This is a genomic window from Streptomyces sp. NPDC001020 (assembly GCF_053599115.1).
Map to the genome: position 1 here is coordinate 50954 of NZ_JBSFLQ010000011.1, position 23594 is coordinate 74547.

General features: G+C 70.5%; 26 protein-coding genes. 15 read left to right on the forward strand and 11 right to left on the reverse strand.

Translation table 11 applies throughout. The annotated features are described in order from the left end of the window. Positions 1-8: 8 nt before the first annotated feature. On the forward strand, positions 9-584 hold the full coding sequence (locus ACWDEX_RS13005) for an FABP family protein (protein ID WP_450463332.1): 576 nt from the start codon (positions 9-11) through the stop codon (positions 582-584). Between the two features lie 7 nt (positions 585-591). Here ACWDEX_RS13005 and ACWDEX_RS13010 read toward each other — a convergent pair whose 3' ends face one another. Beyond that, positions 592-855: a hypothetical protein gene (locus ACWDEX_RS13010; protein WP_450463333.1), complete on the reverse strand. Its 264-nt coding sequence runs from the start codon at positions 853-855 to the stop codon at positions 592-594. Further along, complete coding sequence (locus ACWDEX_RS13015) at positions 852-1202, reverse strand: DUF6247 family protein (RefSeq protein WP_450463334.1); 351 nt, start codon at positions 1200-1202, stop codon at positions 852-854. Before ACWDEX_RS13015 ends, ACWDEX_RS13010 begins: the two co-directional genes overlap by 4 nt. Before the next feature lie 188 nt (positions 1203-1390). Here ACWDEX_RS13015 and ACWDEX_RS13020 point away from each other — a divergent pair, with 188 nt between their 5' ends. Both ACWDEX_RS13020 and ygfZ read left to right on the forward strand, forming a co-directional pair. Beyond that, positions 1391-1828: a Fur family transcriptional regulator gene (locus ACWDEX_RS13020; protein WP_450463335.1), complete on the forward strand. Its 438-nt coding sequence runs from the start codon at positions 1391-1393 to the stop codon at positions 1826-1828. Between the two features lie 10 nt (positions 1829-1838). Continuing rightward, positions 1839-2804 (forward strand): CAF17-like 4Fe-4S cluster assembly/insertion protein YgfZ, encoded by a 966-nt coding sequence (gene ygfZ / locus ACWDEX_RS13025; RefSeq protein WP_450463336.1) that lies wholly within the window; start codon positions 1839-1841, stop codon positions 2802-2804. Positions 2805-2833: 29 nt separating this feature from the next. On the opposite strand, the gene dtd is transcribed toward ygfZ, so the two are convergent. Beyond that, complete coding sequence (dtd, locus tag ACWDEX_RS13030) at positions 2834-3259, reverse strand: D-aminoacyl-tRNA deacylase (protein WP_450463337.1); 426 nt, start codon at positions 3257-3259, stop codon at positions 2834-2836. Between the two features lie 270 nt (positions 3260-3529). Here dtd and ACWDEX_RS13035 point away from each other — a divergent pair, with 270 nt between their 5' ends. The 8 genes from ACWDEX_RS13035 (at position 3530) to ACWDEX_RS13070 (ending at position 13114) form a co-directional block, all read left to right on the forward strand. Beyond that, positions 3530-4132 carry an RsiG family protein gene (locus ACWDEX_RS13035; protein WP_450463338.1) on the forward strand — a complete coding sequence of 201 codons (603 nt, stop codon included), beginning with the start codon at positions 3530-3532 and terminating at the stop codon, positions 4130-4132. Between the two features lie 197 nt (positions 4133-4329). Further along, the gene (locus ACWDEX_RS13040) at positions 4330-5310 is read left to right on the forward strand and encodes an asparaginase (protein WP_450463339.1); all 981 of its coding nucleotides are present in this window, start codon (positions 4330-4332) and stop codon (positions 5308-5310) included. A gap of 173 nt (positions 5311-5483) precedes the next feature. Beyond that, positions 5484-6743, forward strand: coding sequence for a GNAT family N-acetyltransferase (locus tag ACWDEX_RS13045; RefSeq protein WP_450463340.1), 1260 nt, complete (start codon positions 5484-5486; stop codon positions 6741-6743). Positions 6744-7374: 631 nt separating this feature from the next. Then, a complete protein-coding gene (locus ACWDEX_RS13050) occupies positions 7375-8253 on the forward strand; it encodes a GntR family transcriptional regulator (protein ID WP_450463341.1) in 879 nt (292 codons plus the stop codon). 29 nt (positions 8254-8282) lie between these two features. Then, positions 8283-8990: an HAD family hydrolase gene (locus tag ACWDEX_RS13055; RefSeq protein WP_450463342.1), complete on the forward strand. Its 708-nt coding sequence runs from the start codon at positions 8283-8285 to the stop codon at positions 8988-8990. A 171-nt stretch (positions 8991-9161) separates the two neighbouring features. Further along, entirely contained in the window at positions 9162-10247 is a 1086-nt protein-coding gene (locus ACWDEX_RS13060; protein WP_450463343.1) for a phosphotransferase, read from the forward strand. 124 nt (positions 10248-10371) lie between these two features. Further along, positions 10372-10986 (forward strand): TetR family transcriptional regulator, encoded by a 615-nt coding sequence (locus tag ACWDEX_RS13065; protein WP_450463344.1) that lies wholly within the window; start codon positions 10372-10374, stop codon positions 10984-10986. 79 nt (positions 10987-11065) lie between these two features. Beyond that, positions 11066-13114: a HelD family protein gene (locus tag ACWDEX_RS13070; protein WP_450463345.1), complete on the forward strand. Its 2049-nt coding sequence runs from the start codon at positions 11066-11068 to the stop codon at positions 13112-13114. A 45-nt stretch (positions 13115-13159) separates the two neighbouring features. Here ACWDEX_RS13070 and ACWDEX_RS13075 read toward each other — a convergent pair whose 3' ends face one another. After that, complete coding sequence (locus tag ACWDEX_RS13075; protein ID WP_450463346.1) at positions 13160-14047, reverse strand: NAD(P)-dependent oxidoreductase; 888 nt, start codon at positions 14045-14047, stop codon at positions 13160-13162. Between the two features lie 45 nt (positions 14048-14092). On the opposite strand from ACWDEX_RS13075, the gene ACWDEX_RS13080 reads away from it, so the two are divergent. Further along, the gene (locus tag ACWDEX_RS13080) at positions 14093-14446 is read left to right on the forward strand and encodes a winged helix-turn-helix transcriptional regulator (RefSeq protein WP_450463347.1); all 354 of its coding nucleotides are present in this window, start codon (positions 14093-14095) and stop codon (positions 14444-14446) included. Positions 14447-14572: 126 nt separating this feature from the next. Here the strand turns inward: ACWDEX_RS13080 and ACWDEX_RS13085 are convergent, their stop codons facing one another. From ACWDEX_RS13085 to ACWDEX_RS13100, 4 genes are all read right to left on the reverse strand, one after another. After that, positions 14573-15652 carry a protein phosphatase 2C domain-containing protein gene (locus ACWDEX_RS13085; RefSeq protein ID WP_450463348.1) on the reverse strand — a complete coding sequence of 360 codons (1080 nt, stop codon included), beginning with the start codon at positions 15650-15652 and terminating at the stop codon, positions 14573-14575. Positions 15653-15807: 155 nt separating this feature from the next. Next, complete coding sequence (locus ACWDEX_RS13090; RefSeq protein ID WP_450463349.1) at positions 15808-16218, reverse strand: VOC family protein; 411 nt, start codon at positions 16216-16218, stop codon at positions 15808-15810. A gap of 34 nt (positions 16219-16252) precedes the next feature. After that, positions 16253-16660 (reverse strand): helix-turn-helix domain-containing protein, encoded by a 408-nt coding sequence (locus ACWDEX_RS13095; protein ID WP_450463350.1) that lies wholly within the window; start codon positions 16658-16660, stop codon positions 16253-16255. After that, positions 16602-17585 (reverse strand): GNAT family N-acetyltransferase, encoded by a 984-nt coding sequence (locus tag ACWDEX_RS13100; protein ID WP_450463351.1) that lies wholly within the window; start codon positions 17583-17585, stop codon positions 16602-16604. The genes ACWDEX_RS13095 and ACWDEX_RS13100 overlap by 59 nt, the downstream gene beginning before the upstream one ends. Positions 17586-17792: 207 nt before the next feature. Between ACWDEX_RS13100 and ACWDEX_RS13105 the strand changes: the two genes are divergently transcribed. From ACWDEX_RS13105 to ACWDEX_RS13115, 3 genes are all read left to right on the forward strand, one after another. Continuing rightward, positions 17793-18296, forward strand: coding sequence for a helix-turn-helix domain-containing protein (locus ACWDEX_RS13105; protein WP_450463352.1), 504 nt, complete (start codon positions 17793-17795; stop codon positions 18294-18296). 119 nt (positions 18297-18415) lie between these two features. Beyond that, the gene (locus tag ACWDEX_RS13110; protein WP_450463353.1) at positions 18416-19066 is read left to right on the forward strand and encodes a hypothetical protein; all 651 of its coding nucleotides are present in this window, start codon (positions 18416-18418) and stop codon (positions 19064-19066) included. A gap of 139 nt (positions 19067-19205) precedes the next feature. After that, positions 19206-19550 carry a DUF2516 family protein gene (locus ACWDEX_RS13115; RefSeq protein WP_450463470.1) on the forward strand — a complete coding sequence of 115 codons (345 nt, stop codon included), beginning with the start codon at positions 19206-19208 and terminating at the stop codon, positions 19548-19550. Between the two features lie 45 nt (positions 19551-19595). Here the strand turns inward: ACWDEX_RS13115 and ACWDEX_RS13120 are convergent, their stop codons facing one another. The 3 genes from ACWDEX_RS13120 to ACWDEX_RS13130 form a co-directional block, all read right to left on the reverse strand. Then, positions 19596-20891 carry a PP2C family protein-serine/threonine phosphatase gene (locus tag ACWDEX_RS13120; RefSeq protein WP_450463354.1) on the reverse strand — a complete coding sequence of 432 codons (1296 nt, stop codon included), beginning with the start codon at positions 20889-20891 and terminating at the stop codon, positions 19596-19598. A 358-nt stretch (positions 20892-21249) separates the two neighbouring features. After that, entirely contained in the window at positions 21250-22332 is a 1083-nt protein-coding gene (locus ACWDEX_RS13125; RefSeq protein ID WP_450463355.1) for an NlpC/P60 family protein, read from the reverse strand. A gap of 260 nt (positions 22333-22592) precedes the next feature. Next, the gene (locus tag ACWDEX_RS13130) at positions 22593-23384 is read right to left on the reverse strand and encodes a class I SAM-dependent methyltransferase (RefSeq protein ID WP_450463356.1); all 792 of its coding nucleotides are present in this window, start codon (positions 23382-23384) and stop codon (positions 22593-22595) included. Positions 23385-23594 lie beyond the last annotated feature (210 nt).

A 23594-nucleotide genomic window follows, 5' to 3' on the forward strand; every position in this document is an offset into this window, starting at 1 on the left:
CTCCTCTCATGATCGAGATCCCGTCCGACCTCCACAAGGACCTCGTCCCCCTCGCCTTCCTGCTCGGGAACTGGGCGGGCGCGGGCGTGCACGACTTCCCCGGGTCCGAGAAGTGCAACTTCGGGCAGGAGGTCTCCTTCACCCACGACGGCCGGGACTTCCTGGAGTACCACTCCCGCACCTGGGTGCTGGACAGCGAAGGCAACAAGGTGCGGCCGCTGGAGACCGAGTCCGGCTACTGGCGGATCGACGCGGACCGCAAGGTCGAGGTCACCATGGTCCGCAACGATGGGGTCGTCGAGGTCTGGTACGGCGAGATGGCCGAAAAGAAGCCGCAGATCGACCTCGCGACGGACGCCGTGGCCCGCACGGCCGCCTCGGGCCCGTACAGCGGCGGCAAGCGTCTTTACGGATACGTGAAGAGCGACCTCATGTGGGTCGGCGAGAAGCAGACCCCCGAGGTCCCGCTGCGCCCCTACATGTCGGCCCAGCTGAAGAAGGTCGTCTCCCCGGAGGACGTCGAGCGCTGGGCGAAGGCCCTCCCGGACGACCTCCCGGACGACGGGATCGCCTTCTTCAAGTAGGCCGCGTTCACCCGGTCCAGACGATGTTGCGGACGTAGACGCACTCGTGCCGGGGAACCGCGAGGAACTGGATGAAGCCGCGTCCGCCGAAGATGGGGAAGTTCCGGAGCCCGCCGGGCTTCCCCTCCGGACGGCTGCCTGCCGTCCCGGTGTCATGCCCGAGGGCGGCGAGTTCGGTGGCGATGCGCTCCACCTCCGCGATCACGCCGACGGGGAGCCCTGCGGTCAGGTACTCCTCGCTCGGGTCGTAGTCCCACTTCCAGTCGCTCACAGACCGGCCTCCGCCGTCGCCTCGGCGTGGATCCTCCGGATCTCAGCGATGGCGTCCGTCGGGTCTTCCGTGCCCGCGCTGACCACTTCTTCCATCTGACGCAGGCGCGTGGCGCGGGATGGGTAACGCTGGATCGCGACGTAGACGCCCCAGATGTGGACGAAGGTACGCAGAGGAGCGAGCGACTGGGTCTGCTGAGCGTTGGTCGTCGCCTCGACGAGATCCTGCACGAACGCCGGCACGCGGCTCGGCGTCAGCCTCTCCACCGCGGTACGCAGTGCCTCAGGCGTGAGAGCAGGCATGGGGAGCAGCGGCTCGGGGCGCGGTTCTGGGTGCTGAGCGGCCACGGGAGCTTCCTCCGGATCGAGGGCCGGTGCTGGTGCCGACAGTACCGCCTGCCGATTCCTTGGCGCGGAGTTCCGGCAGCATGCGGCCCCGACGGGGTACCCGGCAAGAAGACATGCCTCTGTCCGGCCCTCGGCCCAAGTACGACGCATCAGACACCCTCGGCCCCCCACACTCCTACACTGGGCCTGTGGTGAGCACCGACTGGAAGAGTGATCTGCGGCAGCGCGGCTACCGGCTGACCCCGCAGCGGCAACTCGTGCTCGAAGCCGTGGACACCCTGGAGCACGCGACCCCCGACGACATCCTCGGCGAGGTGCGGAAGACCGCCTCGGGTGTCAACATCTCCACCGTCTACCGGACCCTGGAGCTCCTGGAGGAGCTGGGGCTGGTCAGCCACGCCCACCTCGGGCACGGCGCGCCGACGTACCACCTCGCGGACCGGCACCACCACATACACCTGGTCTGCCGCGACTGCACGACCGTCATCGAGGCCGACCTCGACGTCGCCGCCGAGTTCACCGCCAAGCTTCGCGAGACCTTCGAGTTCGACACGGACATGAAGCACTTCGCGATCTTCGGCCGGTGCAAGGACTGTGCGCTCAAGAGTTCAACTACCGCGTCGTAGGCTTGGATCCATGAAGAGTCCCCTGCTGTCCCTGCCCGGCGCTGTCCCCGCCGAGGGTGTGGACGAAGGTGTCGCCGCCCACTACGGCGACCTGTTCCGCGAGCAGCGTGCCCTCGCCGACGGCACCGGGTTCGTGGACCTCTCGCACCGCGGTGTCATCACCGTCAGCGGCGAGGACCGGCTGAGCTGGCTGCACCTGCTGCTCACCCAGCATGTCAGCGAACTCCCCCCGCACCAGGCCACCGAGGCGCTCGTCCTCACCGCGCACGGCCACATCGAGCACGCGCTGTACCTGGTCGACGACGGCGAGACGGTCTGGGCCCACGTCGAGCCCGGCACCCAGGACGCGCTGGTCGCGTACCTGGAGTCGATGAAGTTCTTCTACCGCGTGGAAGTCGCCGACCGGACCGGCGAGTTCGCGGTGGTACACCTGCCGGCCGGTTCGATCGCCGAGGTCCCCGAGGGCGTCCTGGCCCGCGAGACGCCGTACGGCCGCGAACTCTTCCTCCCGCGCACGGACCTGGAAGCGTACGCGGAGAAGAACGGCCCCCCGGCCGGACTCCTGGCCTACGAGGCGCTGCGCGTCGAACAGCACCGCCCCCGCCTCGGCTTCGAGACCGACCACCGCACCATCCCGCACGAACTGGGCTGGATCGGCACGGCCGTGCACCTCCAGAAGGGCTGCTACCGGGGCCAGGAGACGGTCGCCCGGGTCGAGAACCTGGGCAAGCCGCCGCGCCGCCTGGTCTTCCTCCACCTCGACGGCAGCGAGGTCCACCTGCCGCCGCACGGCGCGGAGCTGCGCCTGGCGGACGAGGGCCCCGAGGGCCGCAGGATCGGCTTCGTGACGACGTCGGTACGCCACCACGAGCTGGGCCCGGTCGCCCTCGCCCTGGTCAAGCGGAACGTCCCGGTCGACGCCCCGCTCCTCGCGGACACCACGGCGGCGGCACAGGAAGTGATCGTCGAGCCGTAGGGCCTGCCGGACAGGCCATGGCGTCCGGCTCAGACCTCCAGCAGCACGGTGAACGGGCCGTCGTTCGTCAGTGACACGCGCATCCGCGCACCGAACCGGCCCGTCGCCACCGTCGCGCCCAGCGAGCGGAGCTGAGCGACCACCTCGTCGACGAGGGGCTCGGCGACATCGCCGGGGGCGGCCGCGTTCCAGGTGGGCCGGCGGCCCTTGCGGGCATCACCGTAGAGCGTGAACTGGCTGATCACGAGGAGCGGCGCGTCGATGTCCGAGCAGGACTTCTCGTCATGCAGCATGCGGATCGACCAGAGCTTGCGGGCGAGCTGGGCCGCCTTCTCCTTGGTGTCGTCGTGGGTGACCCCGACGAGCACACACAGCCCCTCGCCGCTGATCTCGCCGACCGTCTCGTCGTCCACGACGACGCTCGCGCCGTCCACTCTCTGCACCACCGCACGCATGAGGACCATCATGCCGTGTGGTCCCGAGGCGTCCGGAAGGGGCTGACGGTACCGGCCCCCGCACGCCCGTGGTCCCTCTGTCGCCCCTCCGTGGTGCCCTTGTGTTGGTTCCGGTTCTGTTCCGGACCTGCGTTCATAGGTTCATAACGCCCCCATCTGGGGTCTATCGGGGACACTCGGTCACATAGCGGCCACGTCGGGTGGCACGATGCGTGTGTCGCGGCATATTCGAGGGGTGCCGCGCCGGTCGAGGGGACGGTTGAGAGGTACATGAGCACATCGAGTACCGGGCTGCCGCCTGGGGCTGTGGCGCTTACTCGTTCGGGAAGCGCGGGGGAGATCCGGCCGCCCGTGCAGCGCACGGACAGTTGCCTGCCCGCGGACCCTTCCGAGCACGACCTGTCCGCGCTGCGGCTGGACGAACTGCGTGCGCTGCGCCGGGACGCCCAGCGGGACGAGGCCGACCTCAGCTACGTACGGCGGCTGCTCCAGGGCCGTATCGACATCCTGCGGGCCGAGCTGGCCCGGCGCGGGGGCCGGGTGGCCTCGAAGGGGGTCATGGACCGGCTCCCGGAGATCCTCACCGACGCTCCCGCCCGGCAGCGCTCCTCGGCCCGCCATGTGACGGTCGGCACGCCGCACGGAGAGGAGTACCGGCGGCTGGCCGCTGACATGCTCGCCGAGGTCGAGCTGTCCGACCTGACGGCGCGCACGGACGACGAGCTGGTCACGGGTATGGGCCACCTCGTCCGGTACGAGCAGCAGGTCTCCCGGCAGCGGCAGCAGCTACAGCGCACGGCGGACGAATGCGGTGCCGAAATCACGCGCAGGTACCGTGAAGGAGAAGCACAAGTAGACGACCTGCTCATGTGACGCGGCGGCCCCGGCGAACCCGGGGCCCGCGAGCGTGCACGGCGGCCCCGGTACCCCGGCGGCAGCGGCTGGCCCGGGGCACCCCGGGCAGCGCGGCGGCCGGGAGCCCGGGGCCGTGGCCGGTGCCGTGCCCGGTGGACCTCACCGGGCGGGGCGATGCCGGGCGGGTCCCCCGTCGATCCCGAAGGCCGCCGCCCATGACCACCGTCATCCAGTCCACCGCGCCCGCCCTGCCCGCCGTGTCCCCGGTACTCGCCGAAGTGGTGCGGTCCGGGTTCGTCGAAGGGCGGCACCGGGGCAGCCTGGTCCTGCTGGCCGCCGACGGCCGGGTGGAACTGGCGCTCGGGGATGCGACGGCGCCGGTCTTCCCGCGCTCGTCCAACAAGCCGATGCAGGCCGCCGGTGTGCTGCGGGCGGGCCTTGAGCTGACCGGGGAACGGCTGGCGATCGCCGCCGCGAGCCACTCGGGTGAGGCGTTCCACCGGGACCTGGTGCGTACGATGCTCTCGGAGTACGGCCTGACCGCGCAGCGGCTCCAGTGCCCGCCGGATCTGCCGCTGGACCCGGAGGAGGCCGAGGCGTACCTGGCGTCGGGTGCCGTGCGCGAGCGGGTCACCATGAACTGTTCCGGCAAGCACACGGCGATGCTGGCGGCGTGCGCGCTGCGCGGCTGGCCGCTGGACTCCTACCTCGACCCCGCGCACCCGCTGCAGCGGCTGATCCACTCCGTGGTGGAGGAGGCCGCCGGGGAGCCGGTGACGGCGGTCGGCACGGACGGCTGCGGTGCCCCGCTGATGGCGATCAGCCTCACCGGCCTGGCCCGCGCCTTCCGCTCCTTCGTCCTGGCGGCGCCGGACACGGCGGAACGCCGAGTGGCCGACGCCATGCGCGCGCACCCGGAGTACGTGGCGGGTACGCGCCGCCCCGACACCTGGCTGATGCGCGAGATCCCCGGTGCCCTGTCGAAGATGGGCGCGGAGGCGGTCCAGGCGCTCGCCCTCCCGGACGGCCGGGCCCTGGCCTTCAAGGTGGACGACGGCGCGGGCCGCGCGCTCGGCCCGGTGCTGGCCCGAGCCCTGACCCTGCTGGGAGTCGAGGCCCCGGTGGTGGAACGGATCGGGAAGGCGCCGCTCCTGGGCGGGGGCCGTGAGGTGGGGGAGATACGGGCGGTGTTCTAGGTCCCGGGCGTCCCGGGCGGCGCAGGGGTCCCAGCGTTCCCAGGGGCCGGGCCCGGAGGGCCCAGGTTTCCCGGGCGGGCGTACCAGGCTTTTTCCGCTGCCACCCGCCCGGGGCGTGCCCCACAGGGCAAATCCCCGCGACACCCCCGCCGCCGCACCTCTAGCGTGGCTCCATGAGCCGCCGCACCGAGGACATCGACGTACGCCCCATCACCAAAGGCGAGATCCCCGACTGGACCCGCGCCCTCAACACCGGATTCCTGCGCCCGCCGCACGTCACCGACACCGAAGTCGCCGATCGTGCCAGTTACATCGTCCCCTCCCGCACCCTCGGTGCCTTCGACAACGGCCGCTGTGTGGCCACCTTCCGCTCCTTCGACCAGGAGCTCACCGCAGTCGGCGGGCAACCCGTCCCCGCCGACGCGATCTCCAACGTCACGGTCACCGCCACCCACCGCCGCCGGGGCCTGCTCACCCGCATGATGGCGCTCGACCTCGCCGCCGCGAAGGAGCGCGGCGACGTCGTCGCGACGCTCATCGCAGCCGAGTACCCCATCTACGGCCGCTACGGCTTCGGCCCGGCCACCCACACCGCCGAGTGGACCATCGACGTCCCCCGCACCGGCCTCGACCTCCATCGCCCCGTCCCCGACGAAGGCGGCCGCATCGACCTCGTCGACGCCGCCGAGGTCCGCAAGCTGGGCCCTGAACTGCACGAACGCCTCCGCCACGCGCAACCCGGCGCCATCGACCGCGACGAGCGCTGGTGGCAGGTGAACACAGGGGAGATCCGCCTGGACCGCGCGCCCTGGACCGAGCTCTTCTACGCCGTCCACCGCTCCGCCTCCGGCGAGGCCGAGGGTCTCGCCGCCTATGTGTGCGACGACCACTGGGGCGATGACAAGCGCCCCCTGAACACGGTGACCGTCAAGGGCCTGATCGCCACGAGCCCGGCCGCCGAGCGCGCCCTGTGGCGCTACCTCTGCTCCATCGACTGGATCACCACGGTGAAGTCGGGCCACCGCGCCCCGGACGACCTGCTGCCGCACCTCCTGCCCGACCCGCGCGCGGCCCGCCTCACCACGTACGCGGACTGGCTGTGGGTACGCATCCTGGACGTCGTACGGGCCCTGGAAGCGCGGACGTACGCGGCTTCCGGCGCGCTCGTGCTGGAGGTGGTGGACGAGGCGGGGCTGACCGGAGGCCGCTACTTCCTGGAGGCCGGCCCGGACGGGGCGCGGTGCGCGCGGACCGACCGGGACGCTCAGCTGACCCTGCCCGTGGGCGAGTTGGCGACGCTGTGGCTGGGCGACGAGTCCGCTGTGCGGCTCGCGGCGCTCGGGCGGGTGCGGGAACAGCAAGAGGGCGCCGCCTCCGTCGCCGACGCCCTGCTGCGTACGTCCAGGCGACCGTGGTGCCCGGACGTGTTCTAAGCCTCGCGGGTTCTGAGCCCTGCGTGCTTGTGGGTGGCACTCCTTCCGCGCGAACGACTGGCTGCTGTGCTGTTCATCCGTAGCGATTCAGTTGTGGTTGTGGTGGTGCGGTGAGGCGCGGGCCGACGGGGCTCCCGGCTCCCCTCTGGAAGGGAGTCCTGTCGGCTGTACGTCAGGGTCCTGGCCAACCTTGCGAATGTATGGCCATGTCATTCAAGAGCGGTCGAACTTGCTCAAGTTGCCGAAGTTGGCAACCAACTTCTTCGTACTTATCTCCCGTTCGAGTCGTCTCATAACCACCTTCCACGGAACTGCCCCAAGATGGCGTGAAGTTGAAGGTGTGGTGTGGGCCCGTTGAGTCGGAACGCGCTGTCGCGCATGTGTGGAAGTGGCCACAATGGCCCGTTTTGCACATGGCTCCCTCGGGGGCGCACAGAACCGGCCAGATGCGGCACGCGTGCCGTGTTGCCCGGTGCGTGGGGTCGATGGTGCCGTATGCAGGGGCGAACACGAGCCCGTCAGGGGCCAACTCGGCCAAGTTGGCAATCAACGTGCAGGGTGGTAGCCCCAGTTGGTCGCACGCGGTACAAGTCCTAAACAACTCCCCATAGATGGGCGCAGGTTGTAGCGTTTGGTTGTGGCCCAGGAGGACGTCGTCGTGAACGGCAGCAGAAAGCTCTCGCCTCAGGGGATCGCCGACACCCTGCGGGCCCGTATCCGCACCGGCGACCTCAAGACGGGCGACCGCCTGCCGACCCAGGCCGAACTCGCGGAGGAGTTCGGTGTGGAACGGGGCGCGGTCCGCCAGGCCCTGCGCGTCCTTCAGGAGGACGGGCTGCTGAGCAACGTCAGCAAGGGCAGCCCGCCCAGGATCGCCGAACCCCAGCCGATGCGGGGCGATCCGCAGCCGACGATGATCGGGCTCGCGCCGAGGCTCGCGGCGGCGTTCGCGGCACCCCACGTGCGCATCGACGCGGCCTGTCTGACCGCCGAGACGCTGACGCTGGCGCTGGGCGAACCGGTACGGCTGATCCACGAGGGCAGGATCCGTCCGGCGTCGATCGACGTCCGCATCCTGCTTCCGTCCCGTGACATCGACCTGGCGTTCCCCGTCCCGGTCGGCGGACGCGGCGAGGACGACCCGGTCCACAAGCGCTGGCTGGACCAGCGCAACGCCCAGGGTCACGTCCTGCGCCACAACCTCCAGGCGCTGCGCGCGTCGCACGACATCGACGTCCAGGTCACCTTCCGCGCGCTGCCCTTCACCCCGCCGGTGAAGCTGTACCTCCTCAACGGGTCGGAAGCCCTGATCGCGTACTACATGCTCACCAAGCGGGAGGAGGAGGTGGAGAGCCGGACGCTCGAGATGTACGACGCCCTGGGCACCAAGTCCCTCCTCTTCTCCTTCGAGCGCCGCACGGGCCGGCGCGACGCGGCGTTCGTCGACCAGTCCCAGAAGTGGTTCGACGCCCTCTGGGAAACCGTCACGACGGACCTGACACTCTCCTAGTGGCGTCTGATTCTTCGCACACCGATTCGGTGGCAGCAGAGACGGAAGAACTACACGGACTGATCACCGGCGCGCGTTTCGTGCTCTTCGACTTCGACGGGCCCATCTGCCGGCTGTTCGCGGGCCACCCGGCGGCAGGGGTCGCGCGGGACCTGGTGACGGGGCTGAAGCGGCGGGGGCTGCTCCGGTTGCTGACCGAGACGGAGAAAGAGCATCCGGATCCGCAGGCCGTCCTGCTCGCGGTCGATGAGCGGCAGCCGGGCGGTGACCTGGTGGCCGAGCTGGAGGAGATGCTCACCCAGCAGGAGCTGAGGGCGGTCCGCTCCGCACAGCCCACCGCATACGCCGATCAGCTGATCCGCACCTGGACCGCGCTCGGCGCACGGCTCGCCGTCACCACCAACAACTCGGCGCGCGCGGTCTCCCGCTATCTGGCTGGTCGCGGACTCGTCGACTGCTTCGCCCCGCACATCTACGGCCGTACGCCCGACCTCCACCAGCAGAAGCCGGACCCGTACCGACTCAACCGCGCCCTTCAGGCGATGGGAGCCGCGGCCGGGACCGCCCTGATGATCGGTGACGCCCCGTCGGACCTCAAGGCCGCCGAACGGGCCGGCGTGCCGTTCCTCGGCTACGCGTGCGACGAGCGCAAGGAGAAGCTCCTGCGCGAAGCGGGGGCCACGGTGGTCGTGGGTTCGCTGGAGCCGGTTCTGCGGTTGCTGCGGGAGCAGGCCTGAGCCGGTCGCTCCGCGAGCAGACCGGGCCGTCGAATCGAACAGCCCGGATGGCCGATCCCCCCACGGTGGTACGACACGTGGAAGAGATCCTTTCTGGCGCGATGCTCGTCCACGGGGAAGTACCGTGCTTCAACTCCGCACCATCGGTGCGCTCAGGTCAGGGAACGAACGATGTCATCCGAACGTGCCTACTCTTCCGCGCGCGCTCGCGCCGCCGAGTTGAGTGGCGACCCGGACGCGGTCGAAGGGCCGTTAGCCGGCTACCACCACGAGACCTATGTGATCTCGCTCCCTGCCGCGGTCGCCGGTCCGTATCCGGTCCGGGGCAAGTGCCGGGAACCGCGGAGCAACCTGCTCTGGCTCGACCGACGGTGTTTCGCCTCGGAGGAAACACTGCTCCGCGCCCTGCGGGGACGTATCCCGGGCATCCCCGACCTCATCGACGTGGCCGAAGGTGTGCGCCTGCAGAGGTTCGTCGAAGGACGGACGCTGGGATCGCTCCATGCGTCGGGCGAGGAGATCCCCGACGGCATCGCGTCCCAGGTCCTGAACCTGTTCCGGCATATGGCCCGGGTGACCTCGGGATCCCTTGAAGTGGAGCGCGAGTGCAAGCCCGAGGACCGGTCCGCGGAGGGTGACACCGCGGGGTTCCTGGACCGCCTCGTGTGTTTCGCCGAAGAGCGCGTGTACCAGGAGAATCTGGAGAGGTTTCCGGGGCTGTTCGCCTCTCTGGGACTGGACGAGGACTCCTTCAGGAGACTCAGAAAGCACGTGGCCGGCTTGAGCGAGCGGCCTTTCTGCCTGTTGCACGCGGATCTGCACCGGGAGAACTTCATCGTCGACGACCAGGGCCGGCTGTGGACCATCGACTGGGAGCTGGCGATGCTCGGTGACCCCCTGTACGACCTGGCCACCCATCTCTACTTGATGCGCTACCCGGCAGCGCAGCACGACCTGATGGCGAAGCGGTGGTGCGAGGTGATGGAGGAGGAAAGGGAGGGGAGTTCGAACGGCTGGGAGGAGGACCTCCCGAGACTGCTCGACTTCAAGCGGGCTCAGTCCGTGTTCACCGACATCGTCCGGGCTACCCAGTCCCTCGATTCCAGGCCTGAGTTCGGAGACCCGGTCCTGGAACAGGAGGCCATGAAGGTACGGCAGGTGCTGGCCGCCGCCATGGAGCCGCTGGGCCTGGACACGGTTCTGAGCCTGCCCGACGTCATGGCGTCGCTGGGCCGGTGGCGGCGGACGAGCGGATGACCGGCCGGACGGGGGCCTCTGCCCGAGGACGCCCGGGTCCGCTGACGCCGGTAGGGGGTCGCGGCAGGACCCCTTCCCGGCTGTCCCGCCGGACTGTATGCCGGTGCGCCCTTAGGCTCGGTCCATGAGCGAGATCGGGCTGCGTGAGCGCAAGAAGCGGCGGATGTACCAGGCCGTGTCGGACACCGCCATCGGGCTCTTCCTGGAGAAGGGCTTCGACGCCGTGTCTGTCGCGGAGGTCGCCGCCGCCGCCGAGATCTCCAAGCCGACCCTCTTCCGGTACTTCCCGGCCAAGGAAGACCTCGTCCTGCACCGGTTCGCCGACCACGAGACCGAGGCCGCGCGGATCGTCGCCGGGCGGCCGGACGGGGAGTCGGCCGTCGGCGCCCTGCGCGCGCACTTCCTGAACGGGCTGCGTCGGCACGACCCCGTCACCGGGCTCAGTGACGACTCGGGCGTCCTCGCCTTCCACCGGCTCCTGTACGGCACCCCCTCCCTGGTCGCGCGCCTGTACGCCTACCTGCAGCGGTCCGAGGCCGCCCTCGCCGACGCCCTCGGCGGAGACCTCGACGCCCGCCTCGCCGCAGGGCAGATCATCGCCGTACAGCGCGTCCTCGCCCAGGAGAACTGGCGGCGCATGGCGGAGGGGCAGAGTGCCCGCGGGTTCGAGGCCGAGGCCGTCACGGCGGCCGAGCGGGCGTTCGAACAGGTGGCTGCCGGGCTTCCACGCTACGCCTGAGGGCTCTCCGGCCCCTCCTACGGGAACCGCGGCGCAGTAAAAAATGTAACTCGGTTACTTATTCCGCTACCCTCCTTGGATGACGCCCCCCGACCTACCCTCCGACCCGGCCCTCGCCACCGCCCTCACCCACGAACGCGCCTACCACGACGCCTGCCGCGCCGCCTTGGCCGCCCTGATCGACGGCGCCGAAGAGCAGGTCGTCACCGGTGAAGACGTCTCCGCCTCCGGCGCCGACGCCGAAGTCCTCGGACGTCGACTCCGCAGCCGAGCCAGGGAGTTACGCGAACTCCCCGAAGCGCCCCTGTTCTTCGGCCGGTTGGACTTCGGGCGGCAGCACGCGGAACACGCCGGGCAGAGCTACCACATCGGACGGCTCCGCATCACCGAACATCCTTCGGCCCCGCCGCTCGTGGTGGACTGGCGTGCCCCCGTCTGCCGCGTCTTCTACCAGGCGAGCGCCGGCGACCCACAGGGCGTGGCCGTCCGCCGCCGCTTCGGCTGGGCACCTGGCAGCCGCGGCGATTCCGCCGACCTCACCGGCCTGGAGGACGAACACCTGACCGGGGGCGACCAACGGCAACTCGGCAGCAGCATTCTCGCCGCCGAGATCGAGCGGCCGCGTCTCGGCCCGATGCGTGACATCGCCGCCACCATCCAGCCCGAACAGGACGACCTCGTACGGGCCGACCTCACCGCCTCCGTCTGTGTGCAGGGTGCCCCCGGAACCGGCAAGACCGCCGTCGGCCTGCACCGCGCCGCCTACCTCCTCTACACCCACCCGCAACGCATCCGGCGCGGCGGACTGCTGGTCCTCGGGCCGGGGCGCACCTTCCTCTCGTACATCTCGGAGGTGCTGCCCGCTCTCGGCGAGACCGGCGTGCGCCAGTCCACGGTCGTCGACGAGATCGCCGCCGGCCGCCCGGTCACCGCCGAGGACGAGGAGGGCGCCGCCGTCGTCAAACACGACCCGCGCATGGCCCAGGTGCTGCGCCGCGCCCTGTACGCCCGTGTCCGGACACCCGTCGACGCCCTTTCCGTACCCGATGGTTCGTACCGCTGGCGTGTCGGGGAGGACGACCTGAGGAGCATCGTCACGTCTGTACGCGCCGAGGAACCGCCCTACGCCGTGGGGCGTGAGCGCGTGCGGACCCGGATCGTCCGGCACATCCAGGCGCAGGCCGAGCGGCGGGCGGGGCCGCGCACGCACGCATGGGTGCGGAAGATCTCCCGGGCCCGTCCCGTCAGCGCGTACGTGGACGCCGTCTGGCCCGGCGTGCGACCGGAGGAAGTCGTCGCCGGCCTGCTCGGCGATCCCGGCACGCTCGCCGTGGCCGCGGACGGGGTGCTGGACGCGGACGAGCAGAAGGCTCTGCTGTGGGTGAGGCCGCCGCGCTCGTACCGGTCGGCGAGCTGGTCGGCCGCCGATCTCGTCCTGCTCGACGAGGTCGCGGGGCTGATCGAGCATCCCGAGGGCTACGGACACGTGGTCGTGGACGAGGCGCAGGATCTGTCGCCGATGGAGTGCCGGGCGATCGCCCGACGGGTCGCCTTCGGTTCGCTGACGGTGCTCGGGGACCTCGCGCAGGGCACGACCCCCTGGGCGGCGCGCGACTGGACCGAACTCCTCGGCCATCTGGGCAGACCGGACGCCCCTGTGGTCCCGTTGACGACCGGGTTCCGTGTGCCGACGGCGGTCGTCGGGCTGGCCAACCGGCTGCTGGAGCGACTGGACGTACAGGTGCCCGCGGCCCGGTCGCTGCGCCGGGACGGCGAACTGAGGGTGCGTCGGACAGCGGACCTCGCAGCCACCGTCGTCGAGACCGTCCGGGACGCGCTGGGCCGCGAGGGATCCATCGGTGTCATCACGGCTGACATGGACGTCGTATGCGTGCGGGACGCGCTCGACGCGGCGGGCATCGCGACGACCGGGCCCGATCGGCTCGGCGAGCGTGTCACCGTGCTGGGGGCCGGTGTGGCCAAGGGGCTCGAGTACGACCATGTCGTCGCCGTCGAGCCCGCCGCGATCGTGGCGGCCGAGGCCCGTGGCCTGCACCGGCTGTACGTCGTCCTGACGCGCGCGGTGTCGCGCCTGGACGTGGTGCACACACGCCCGTTGCCCTGGTGACCGACCAGGGCGACGGGCGGCGCCGGCTCGCCGGAGACGTCTTCTTCAGCGACGGCCCAGGAGCTCTGCGATACGGCTGAACCCGTCCGCGCCGTGACCCCGTCCGATGACACGGCGCGCCATGCCTTCGGCCGCGCGCATCACGCCCGCGTCGATGCCGTGGGCCTCGGATGTGTGCACGATGTGCGCCATGGACGACACCGCCGAGGTGATCGGGTTGCCCTCACCGGAGAAGCTGCCGCTGTCCACGTCCTGTGCCAGCTCTTCGAAGAGCGGGGGGAGGATCGCGCCGATGCCCTTGGCGAACGGTGCCAGCTCCCGTGCGGTGATGCCCTCCGCCTGCGCCACCGCCAGGGCGTGCGTATAGCCCGCCATCGCGGTCCAGAAGATGTCCAGCAGCGCGATGTCGTAGGCCGCGGCCCGGCCGATCTCCTCGCCGAGGTGGGTGTGGCTGCCGCCCAGCGCGTCGAGCACGGGCCGATGCTCCTGGTAGAGCTCCTCCGGGCCGGCGTGGAGGAACACCGCGGCAGACGTTCCGATCGTCGTGGTCGGGGTCATGATCGCGCCGTCCAGGTATCGGACGCCGTGCTCGGCTGCCCAGTCCGCCATGCCCCGGGCCCGCTCCGGAGTGTCGGCGGTCAGGTTGAGTACCGTGCGCCCCTTGAGCGCGTCGGTGACCGCGGTCCGGCGCACAATGCTGTGCGCCGCGTCGTAGTCCACCACACAGACCACGACCAGCCTGCTCGCGGTGGCCGCCTCCTCCGCCGATCGCGCCCCGACCGCCCCCCGCGCGACCAGTTCCCGGTCCCTGCCCGGTGTTCGGTTCCAGACCGTGGTCCGCAGCCCTGCGTCCAGGAACGCACCGGCCAGAGCCCGGCCCATCGGTCCCATACCGAGCACGGTGACGGCAGACTGTTCGGGATGCATGGACATGGTTCAACTCCTGTATACGGATGAACAGTTACGAATGGGGAGAACGTGACGCGTAGTCGTGCCCAGGACATGAACGTCTGCGGAGTGACTGCCGCGATCGCTGTGATCGACGGCAAGTGGAAGACGGCTCTGCTCTGGCTGCTGGAGTCAGGTCCGCACCGCCCGGGCGAGCTGCGTCGAAAGCTGCCGGGCCTCAGCGAGAAGGTTCTGACGCAGGCACTGCGCGAGATGGAGACGGACGGACTGGTGCACCGCGAAGTGCACGACGTACTGCCACTGAAGACCGTGTACTCGCTGACGGACTTCGGCCGTGAGCTCTCCGAGGCGTTGGCCCCGCTTTCCGACTGGGGCCACCGCCGGCTGGGGAAGCTCGCCGAGGCCGCTCAGTCGGCCTCCTGACGCCTTGTCACCTCCGTCTCGCTCGCGTCCGGCGGCCCTCCGACCATCTGCAACAAGGTTCGCCTCACCGTCGCCGACTGCCAAGTACCCACAAAAAAGTAGGTAGGTGGCTCGGTCGGCGGGGCTCTACTGCTGGAGCTCCACGACATCGGCGACCACGCAACTGACGTTGTCGGGGCCGCCGGATCCGTTGGCGAGGGCGATGAGTTCGCGTACGGCCTGCTCGGGCTCTTCGATCCCGGAGAGCACCCGGTGGATCTCCTCGGTCGGCACGACGGTGGACAGGCCGTCGGAGCAGAGCAGGTATCGGTCTCCCCGCCGGGCGTCGTGCAGGCGCATGTCGGGGGTGCCGTCGGCCCCTTGGCCCAGGGCTCGTATCAGGAGCGACCGCTGGGGGTGGGAAGCGGCTTCTTCGGGGCTGATGCGGCCTTCGTCGACCATCGACTGCACCATGGTGTGATCGTGGGTGATCTGGAACAGCTCGCCGTCGCGCAGGAGGTGGACGCGACAGTCGCCGATGTGGACGAGGGCCAGTTGCGAACCGGTCCAGAGCATCGCGGTGAGCGTCGTGCCGGCGTTCTGAAGTGACGAGCCGGTTGCGGCGACGCTGTGCACGGCCCGTTCGGCCTGCCTGATGGCGTCCTCGAGGACGTTGAGGAGACCGTCCGCCGGGATGCTGTCGGTCTCGAGGTGCTTGAGGGCGTCGACGGCGGCGGCGCTCGCGAGGGCTCCCGCGCTGCCGCAGCCGTCGGCGACGGCGAGCAGACGGGAGCCGGCGTAGGCGGTGTCCTGATTGCTCTCGCGGACCAGGCCCTTGTCGGCAAGCGCCGCGTAACGGATTCCGAGGGTCTCGGCGGTCGGGGACATGGCAGGGTCCTTCCATGACAGGTGGTCGATGAGGAAGGCGGCCAGGTCCCGCCGTGCGGCGGTGTGGGCCTCGACCCGGGCCCAGAACGCGCGGACCTCCTGGGCCGCCGGACCCGCGTCCAGCGTGCAGACGTGCTGGATACGGGCCAGCGGCATCCCCAGGCGCCGGAGCCAGGCGACCAGGCGGGCCTGGTCCAGCTGTTCCGGGGCGTAGAGCCGGTAGCCGGTCACCGGGTCGACGCGAGCGGGCGTCAGCAGCCTGAGTTCGTCGTACAGACGCAGCGCCTTCGGTGACAGCCGAGAGGCCTTCGCGAACGCCCCGATAGTCAGCAACCCCATGCCCGCCCCCTCCTCATACCGAGCACATCGCCCGGCCCCACCGATGCTGTGTCCTCCCCCAAGGTGAAGGTCAAGCAAGGGTTCCGACCGGCTCCGTGCGCTCGATCCCGCGCGCGAGCCCCCGACACACGGCGGCCACAGGAAGGTCCGGTCCGCTACGCCTTCGGCTGGGTGAAACGGATGCGGTTGCCGAACGGGTCGCGCAGCCCGCAGTCGATCCCGTAGGGACGCTCGGTCGGCCCCTCGGTGAACTCGACGCCGCGCGCCAGCAGCGTCTCGTAGGTCTTGCGGCAGTCGGCCGTGGTGAAAATGAGCCAGCCGCCCGTCGCCCCCTTGGTCACCAGGTCACGGACCTGTGCCGCTGTTTCCTCGGACATCGACGGAGCCCCGGGCTTCTCCAGCAGGATCTGTCGGCCCGGCTCACCGGGGACACTGACGGCCAGCCAGCGCATGATGCCCATGTCGACGTCCGCCGCGACCTCCAGGCCGAGCTTGCCGACGTAGAAGTCCAGGGCCTCGTTCTGGTCGAGGACGAATATCTGCGAGTGCGTGATGGCGTTGAACATGCTGATCACACTACGGAGCGGGCGGGCCGGAAACTTATCCAAAACTGCTCGGTCGCAGCCACGCCATCGCGAAGCACGTCGGGACGCCCGTGGCCTGGGCTTCCTTGCGGTACTCCCTGGGCGATCGGCCGACGATGTCACGGAAGGTACGGCTGAAGGTGCCCGGACTGCCGAAGCCGACGGCGAAGCAGATCTCCGTCACGCTGCGGTCGGTTTCGCGCAGGAGGTACATCGCCCGCTCGACACGGCGGCGCTGGAGGTAGCGGTGCGGCGTCTCGCCGAACGTGGCCCGGAAGGTCCGGGTGAAATGCGCCTCGGAGACATGGGCGATCCGGGCCAGGGCAGGAACGTCCAGCGGCTGCGCGAAGTCGCGGTCCATGGCGTCACGCGCGCGCAGCATCCGGCGGTTGGACTTCTCGACTTCGCGGCTCACCGCGCCCATCAGACCACACTCCCGGGGAGGGCGTGACCGTGCGTCGTAGTCCTCGACCGGCTTCCGGTGTGCCGCACAAGAAGTCGTACACAGCCCAGTCGGCGAGTGCGCGATAGCCGAGGCGCTGGTAGAGGGCGTTGCTGGTGGCGTTGGACAGGTCCGCGAACAGGACGACGTCCCTCGCGCCCGCGGCCAGCGCGGCCCGGCTCACCTCGGCCGTGACGGCGCCCGCGTAGCCGCGACCGCGCAAGTGGGCCGGGGTGTAGACGATGTCCACCTGGATCTGTCCGCCGATCATCGGGTTCATGCCCGCGATGGAGACGGGGGTGCCGTCCGGGGTCTCCCAGAGCGTGTAGCGCTTGTCGGCGAAGCGCGTGCTCGCCCAGGAGCCGGCGTCGATGGAGACGGCTTCCCCGACGGCCTTGGCGAACTCGCCGCACCAGAACATGACCTGTCCAAGGTCCTGCTCCCCCAGGACGCGGCCCCGGCCCGCCGGCAGCGGCTCCGGTGGGGTGAGCGTGCCGAGGCGGTACAGACAAAGTCGCGTGGCATGGAGTTTCGGCGTCGCCCCGGTGTGCCGCTGCCAGGCCTCGGCGAAAGCGGTGGCGGTGCCATGGTCCGCGCTGACGCGGGAAGGGGAGTGCCCGAGGGCGGCCAGGCGGACGGCGAGGGAGTCGGCCTGCTCGGGGGAAAGCGGAGAGAGGCCCAGAGCGCGGGGCGGGAGGCGGTAGAAGGTGGCGCGGACCTCGCCCGCTCGCTGCAGCACGCCGAAGACGGGGGCTTCGGTACCGAACGCGCCCACCCCACGTGCTCGCACTCTCTCGGCCCACGTCAACTGCATGACGTGCGGGCCGGGCCGCGAGCGCAGGAAGCCTCCGGCTCGGGTGAGGAAGTCGTCGACGTCTTCGGTGACGTGCCAGTCATCCGTTCGCATGCTTCATGGTTCCCCGTGTTGGAGGGGCGCCCTGTGGGTTTCGGCCAGGGCGGACCGCAGGACGTCCTCTGCCCGAGGCTGCTCCCTGGCGACAAGCCCTGCGAAGTGCCAACCGTCGCGGGCAGCCCCAGACGCCCTTGTATGACACGACGCACTCTTGCAAGCGGTTGCTTGCAAAAGTTAGCGCTCCTGCGGCAAGGTGGAGGCATGGCATCGCTCAACGTCGGCGGTCTTGGTGAGTACCTGCGCGAACAGCGGCGCAATGCGCAGCTTTCGCTCAGGCAGCTCGCCGACGCCGCCGGGGTTTCCAATCCGTATCTGAGTCAGATCGAGCGCGGGCTGCGCAAGCCGAGCGCGGATGTGCTGCAGCAGGTCGCCAAGGCGCTGCGGATCTCCGCCGAGACGCTGTACGTGCGGGCCGGCATCCTCGACGCCGAACGGGACCCGCAGGAGTGGCGGCGGGAAGGTGCGACGCGCGCCGTCATCCTCGCCGATCCCACGCTCACCGAGCGGCAGAAGCAGGTGCTGCTTCAGATCTACGAGTCCTTCCGCAAGGAGAACGGCTTCGGGGCCGCTCGGGCGGGCACAGCGGCCGGGGACGGCCGGGCGGCTCGGGAGACCCAGGACACGGATGACGCCCAGGACGCCGCGGCCCCCGGCCCTCGCATGGCCGATGGCGGCGACGTCGGTCCGCAGCAGACGGCCAGTTGACCGAGATGATCGAGGCAACCGAGATGATCGGGACGATCGGGATCAACGGGACGACGGGAAGGCGCCCGCGGACCGCCCCTCAACCCTCAGCCGAAAGCCGAAACGGGAGGACCATCCCCATGGCCATCACCGACGACCTGCGCAAGACCCTCAGCGACCCGACCCCGCTCTACTTCGCCGCCGGCACCGCCGACCTGGCCATCCAGCAGGCCAAGAAGGTGCCCGGTCTGGTGGAGCAGCTTCGCGCCGAGGCCCCGGCCCGCATCGAGGCCGTACGCAATACCGATCCCAAGGTCGTGCAGGAGAAGGCGGCCGCACGTGCCAAGGAGGCCTCCGCCCGGGTCAAGGAGACGCAGGAGACCATCCAGGCGAAGGTCGGCGAGCTCCTCAGCTCCCTCGACACGGACATCAAGAAGTTCGGCAGCACGCTCGACGCCGACCTGAAGAAGCTCGGTGAGAGCGCCCAGGGCCTTGCCCTGCGGGGTGTCGGTGTCGCCGCCGAGTACGCGGTGAAGGCCCGTGAGACCTACGAGAAGGTCGCCGAGCACGGCGAGCAGGCCGTGAAGACCTGGCGCGGCGAGGCCGCCGAGGAGATCGAGGAGCTGGCCGTCGCCGTCGAGCCGAAGGCGGAACCCGTCCAGGTCAGGGACGAGCCGAAGGCGGCCGGGCCCGGGGCCGAGGCCGACTCCGCCCAGGCCAGGAAGCCCGCGATGAAGAAGGCTCCGGCCCGCAAGCCGGTGGCCAAGAAGCCGATGCCGCCGGCCCAGTAGGACCCGCTGGTCCAGCGCATACGGATGACGGGGAACGGGCCGGGCACTCTCTCAGTCCCCGGCCCGTTCTTACGGATACACGGCGGCCGGACATGGGTACGGTGGCCGCAGAAACGACACGACTCGGGTGGTGGGCATTGTGCTGATGACGGCATTCGGCGGCCTCATGTGGCTGCTCTTCACCGCCATGCTGGTGCTCGCCGTGGTGGCACTGGCGATGGCGGCGCTGTACCGGGAGGACGCGTACCGCGCCGCGGACAAGCAGAACAAGGGCTTCTGGCTGATCATCCTCGGTCTCACCGTCGCGGTGAACCTGCTGGTGCCCATGCTCTTCCTGCAGATCATCGGCCTCGTCGCCACGATCGTCTTCTTCGTGGACGTCCGGCCCGCCCTCAAGCAGGTCTCGGGCGGCGGCTGGGGCCGTCGCCGCCGCGGCGGCAGCAGCAGCGACGGTCCGTACGGTCCGTACAACGGCGGCCGTTAGTCGGCCAGGGCCGCACCGGGCCGCGTACGACGGCTACGGCTACGGCTACGGTCCGCGGTCGAGCAGGAGAACCGCGACGTCGTCGGCAAGTTCCCCGCCGTTGAGGTCGCGGACCTCGTTCACCGTGGTGTGCAGCAGCTCCTTGCCGGTCAGGCCCTCGGCCAGCCGACGGCGGATCAGCTCCACCATGCCCTCTTGGCCGAGCCGCTCCCTGCCGTCGCCGACGCGGCCTTCGATCAGACCGTCGGTGTAGAGCATCAGGCTCCAGGCGGCGCCCAGGTCCACCTGTGTACGCGGCCAGCGGGCACGCGGCAGCAGGCCGAGCGCCGGGCCGTTCTTGTCGTACGGCAACAGCTCGGCCGGCCGGTGGGGGCGGGCGATCAACGGCGACGGGTGGCCGGCCAGGCACAGTCCGGCGCTGCGGCCGTCCGGCGCGATGTCCACCGTGCACACCGTCGCGAAGATCTCCTCGTTGTCGCGCTCGTGCTCCAGAACCTGCTGCAGCGTCGAGAGCAGGTCGTCGCCGCACAGGCCCGCCAGCGTCAGGGCACGCCAGGCGATGCGCAGCTCCACGCCGAGCGCGGCCTCGTCCGGGCCGTGCCCGCAGACGTCGCCGATCATCGCGTGCACCGTGCCGTCGGGGGTGCGGACGGTGTCGTAGAAGTCGCCACCGAGCAGCGCGCGGGAGCGGCCGGGGCGGTAGCGGGCGGCGAAGCGCAGGGAGGAACCGTCCAGCAGCGGGGTGGGCAGCAGGCCGCGCTCCAGGCGGCGGTTCTCCTGCGCCCGCAGGCGGGACTCGGTCAGCCGCCGCTCGGTCGTGTCGGACCGCTTCCGCTCGACCGCGTAGCGGATCGCCCGGCTCAGCAGCCGTCCGTCCAGCTCCTCGCGGAACAGATAGTCCTGGGCGCCCACGCGGACCGCCTCGGCGCCGCGCTCGGCGTCGCCGGACGCGGTGAGGGCGAGGACGGCGTGGCGCGGCGCCAACTGCAGCACGTGCCGCAGCACGGCCAGCTCGTCGGCCTCCTCGGCGGCCCGGCCCGGGGCGGGTAGCGCGAGGTCCAGCAGGATGCAGTGGACGTCGTCGGTGAGCAGCCGCTCGGCCTCGGTGAGGTTGCGGGCGGTACGCAGTCGGATGGGCCGGCCGGCCGAGTCGAGCATTTCGGGCACGATCGGTGAACCGGTCGGGTCGTCCTCGATCACCAGCAGGGTGAGCGTGTCGGCCGGGGCCTTGGTACGGGCGGCCGGCCCCGGTGCGGCCTGGGGCCCCGGCGAGGACCCGGCTTGAGCCTGACCACTCTCCACGGCCGGGATCGCTCTCTGCCGCGGTACGGGTACGGGCATTCGTGTTGGGTTCCTTCCCTCCCCCCGAGGGCATGGTGGGGCGAGGGACCTCGACCCACCGACGGGGACCATAGCGGTAGCGGAGGCCGCAACGGAATGCCCGGCGGGGCGACGCGGGGAAACAGGCCAACGTCATATGCCGCATCCCGTACCGCAGTTGGACATGGCGCGGCCGGGCCGGGGATGAGGAATGTCACGCCTGGTGGAGGTTTGCGGCGAGGGCGGGGTGCGCCGCGTCACGTGGGGCACATCACGGGGTGCCGGGCTGCCGCGTGGCCGTGGAGCCGCCCGGGTTTCTCCGGGCGCGCGCCCCACTGGCCGGACGCGGTGTGTGCCTGCCTGGCGTCCCTCTTCGCGCTCACGCGTCCGGTCGTACGACCCCCAGGATCGGCATCGAGCCCGCTCCCGCGATCGTCACCGACCGTCCGGGCCGCGGAGCGTGGACGATCGAGCCGTCGCCGACGTACATAGCCACGTGGCTGGCGTCCTTGAAGTAGATGATCAGGTCGCCGGGGCGCATGTCCTTGATGTCGACATGCCTGAGCCGTCTCCACTGCTCCTGCGAGGTGCGCGGGATGCCGGTGCCGGCCGCCGACCAGGCCTTGGATGTCAGCCCGGAGCAGTCGTACGACTGTGGGCCCACGGCGCCCCATTGGTACGGCTTGCCGATCTGGTCGGTCGCGAAGGTCACGGCCTCGCGGCCCTGTCGGGTCGCCTTGCCGTTGATCTCCTGGAGTATGCCGGAGCCGAGCCACGTGGTCTGCGCCTTCTTCGCGGCCTCCTCCTCCAGCCGGCGCAGTCGCTCCCGTTCCTGCTTCTTCAGCTGGGACTCGAGTTGCTCGGCGGCCCTGATCTGCTTCTCGATCTTCTTCTTGGCCGCGGCCTTGGTCTTGCGGTTGGCCTCGAGCTTCTCCCAGCGGTCGGAGGCGTCGTCCGCGTACTGCTGCAGATCCTCCTGAGTGCGCGTCAACTCGGCGAGCAGACCCCGGGTCGCATGCTCGCCCTGGCGGACGGAGCCCGCGCCGTCGAGGAACTTCTCGGGGTCGCCGCTGAGCCAGAGCCGGACCTCGGGGGGCAGGCCGCCGCCGCGGTACTGGGCGCGGGCCGCCGCGCCCGCCCGGTCCTTCAGCTCGGCCAGCCGCTCCTTGCCCCTGACGATCTCCTCGGCCAGCTTGACGATCTGCTTCGACTGCTTCGCGGTCTTCTCCTCGGCCGCGTTGTAGGCGTCGGTGGCGACCGCGGCGTCGTGGTAGAGCTTGTCCAGCTTCCTGCGGACCGCTTCAAGGTCCTTGTCCGGAGCCGGAGTCGGGCCGCCGGAAGGAGTGGGTGCCGGGGCCGGCCGGCCTGGGCTCGCCTGTGCCGCGCCTGGTGCGGTCAGCACGGTGACTGCGCAGACCAGGGCGATGGCCGCCGTGGTCAGGGTCCGCTTTCCGGATCCCATACTTCGCCCCCAAATCTGATTTACCGTCAGTAACTTGCGGTCGCCTGGGGGATCGTGCCATGTCGGCACGCAAAGTGACAGAGGTGGGGCTCAACCATGCGGAAAGTCCCACCCGTTGCCGTACCCAGTACGACGATCTCCCTCCCTGGACGTCCGCCCTCGTGCGGCGATCTTCCGCGAATGTGACGTACGACGCGGGAAGATCGTTCCCTGTTGGCCGGACACAGGGTTCGAGTGGTGAGCGCCCTGGTCGGGGTGGCTCACACCCGGGGTGCCAACGCCCCCCATTTCACGGTGACTTCACCCTGACGCCAGCGCGTCGGGCCGTCGGTCACCGGCCAGTCCGCCGTCAGTCGGCGGACCGTGCGTATCCAGCGCTGGCGCGCGCCGTACGAGGCGTAGGGCGCGGCGGCGGCCCAGGCGTGGTCGAAGTCGCGCAGGAAGGCGTGCACGGGCTCGCCCGGGACATTGCGGTGGATGAGTGCCTTCGGGAGTCGCTCGGCCAGGTCGGACGGGCGGTCCAGGGAACCGAGCCGAGTGGCGAAGGTGACCGTGCGCGGACCTTCGGGGCCGAGCGCGACCCAGACGTGGCGGCGGCCGATCTCGTCGCATGTGCCCTCGACGAGCAGTCCGCCGCGGGAGCCGGACGCCGGATCGGCGGGGGCGAGCCGTGCGCACAGTCGCTCCCAGACGGCCGTGACCTCGCCCTCCTCGTACTGGCGCAGGACGTTCGCGGCGCGGATCAGGGATGGCCGGCCCGGTACGGGCACCTCGAAGCCGCCGTGCCGGAACACCAGGCCCTCGCGGGCGTACGGCTGCGCGGCCGCGACCCGGGCGGGCTCGATCTCCACGCCGACCACGCGGGTGCGGGGTGCCGCGCCGCGCAGGCGCTGCAGCAGCTCCACCGCGGTCCACGGGGCGGCCCCGTAACCGAGGTCGACGGCCACCGGGTCCGCCGTACGGCGAAGCTCGGCGCCGTGGGTCGCGGCGATCCAGCGGTCCATCCGGCGTAGCCGGTTCGGGTTGGTGGTCCCGCGCGTCACCGTACCCACGACGGGGGTCCCCCCGGCCGAGCGAAGCCGAGAGTGGGGGAGGGGTGAAGTGCGGGTTGACATGCGTACGAGAGTAAGCGGCCAAGGCGCAGGGGCGGGCCGGCCTGTGGACAACCCCACTTCTCGAACGGTTGAGCTATTAATGGTAATGATTCGGTAAAGCTGTCGACGGGGGAAATGGAGCGCCGCGTTCCGGTGTTTCCCCCTCGG

Coding starts and splice junctions, on each gene's coding strand:
- ACWDEX_RS13070 (WP_450463345.1), top strand. CDS start 11,066: ATGACGCCCCCCGACCTACCCTCCGACCCGGCCCTCGCCACCGCCCTC.
- ACWDEX_RS13040 (WP_450463339.1), top strand. CDS start 4,330: ATGACCACCGTCATCCAGTCCACCGCGCCCGCCCTGCCCGCCGTGTCC.
- ACWDEX_RS13110 (WP_450463353.1), top strand. CDS start 18,416: ATGGCCATCACCGACGACCTGCGCAAGACCCTCAGCGACCCGACCCCG.
- ACWDEX_RS13035 (WP_450463338.1), top strand. CDS start 3,530: ATGAGCACATCGAGTACCGGGCTGCCGCCTGGGGCTGTGGCGCTTACT.
- ACWDEX_RS13095 (WP_450463350.1), bottom strand. CDS start 16,660: ATGGGCGCGGTGAGCCGCGAAGTCGAGAAGTCCAACCGCCGGATGCTG.
- dtd (WP_450463337.1), bottom strand. CDS start 3,259: ATGCGTGCGGTGGTGCAGAGAGTGGACGGCGCGAGCGTCGTCGTGGAC.
- ACWDEX_RS13085 (WP_450463348.1), bottom strand. CDS start 15,652: ATGGGGTTGCTGACTATCGGGGCGTTCGCGAAGGCCTCTCGGCTGTCA.
- ACWDEX_RS13105 (WP_450463352.1), top strand. CDS start 17,793: ATGGCATCGCTCAACGTCGGCGGTCTTGGTGAGTACCTGCGCGAACAG.
- ACWDEX_RS13005 (WP_450463332.1), top strand. CDS start 9: ATGATCGAGATCCCGTCCGACCTCCACAAGGACCTCGTCCCCCTCGCC.
- ACWDEX_RS13100 (WP_450463351.1), bottom strand. CDS start 17,585: ATGCGAACGGATGACTGGCACGTCACCGAAGACGTCGACGACTTCCTC.
- ACWDEX_RS13120 (WP_450463354.1), bottom strand. CDS start 20,891: ATGCCCGTACCCGTACCGCGGCAGAGAGCGATCCCGGCCGTGGAGAGT.
- ACWDEX_RS13045 (WP_450463340.1), top strand. CDS start 5,484: ATGAGCCGCCGCACCGAGGACATCGACGTACGCCCCATCACCAAAGGC.
- ACWDEX_RS13065 (WP_450463344.1), top strand. CDS start 10,372: ATGAGCGAGATCGGGCTGCGTGAGCGCAAGAAGCGGCGGATGTACCAG.
- ygfZ (WP_450463336.1), top strand. CDS start 1,839: ATGAAGAGTCCCCTGCTGTCCCTGCCCGGCGCTGTCCCCGCCGAGGGT.
- ACWDEX_RS13090 (WP_450463349.1), bottom strand. CDS start 16,218: ATGTTCAACGCCATCACGCACTCGCAGATATTCGTCCTCGACCAGAAC.
- ACWDEX_RS13075 (WP_450463346.1), bottom strand. CDS start 14,047: ATGTCCATGCATCCCGAACAGTCTGCCGTCACCGTGCTCGGTATGGGA.
- ACWDEX_RS13125 (WP_450463355.1), bottom strand. CDS start 22,332: ATGGGATCCGGAAAGCGGACCCTGACCACGGCGGCCATCGCCCTGGTC.
- ACWDEX_RS13060 (WP_450463343.1), top strand. CDS start 9,162: ATGTCATCCGAACGTGCCTACTCTTCCGCGCGCGCTCGCGCCGCCGAG.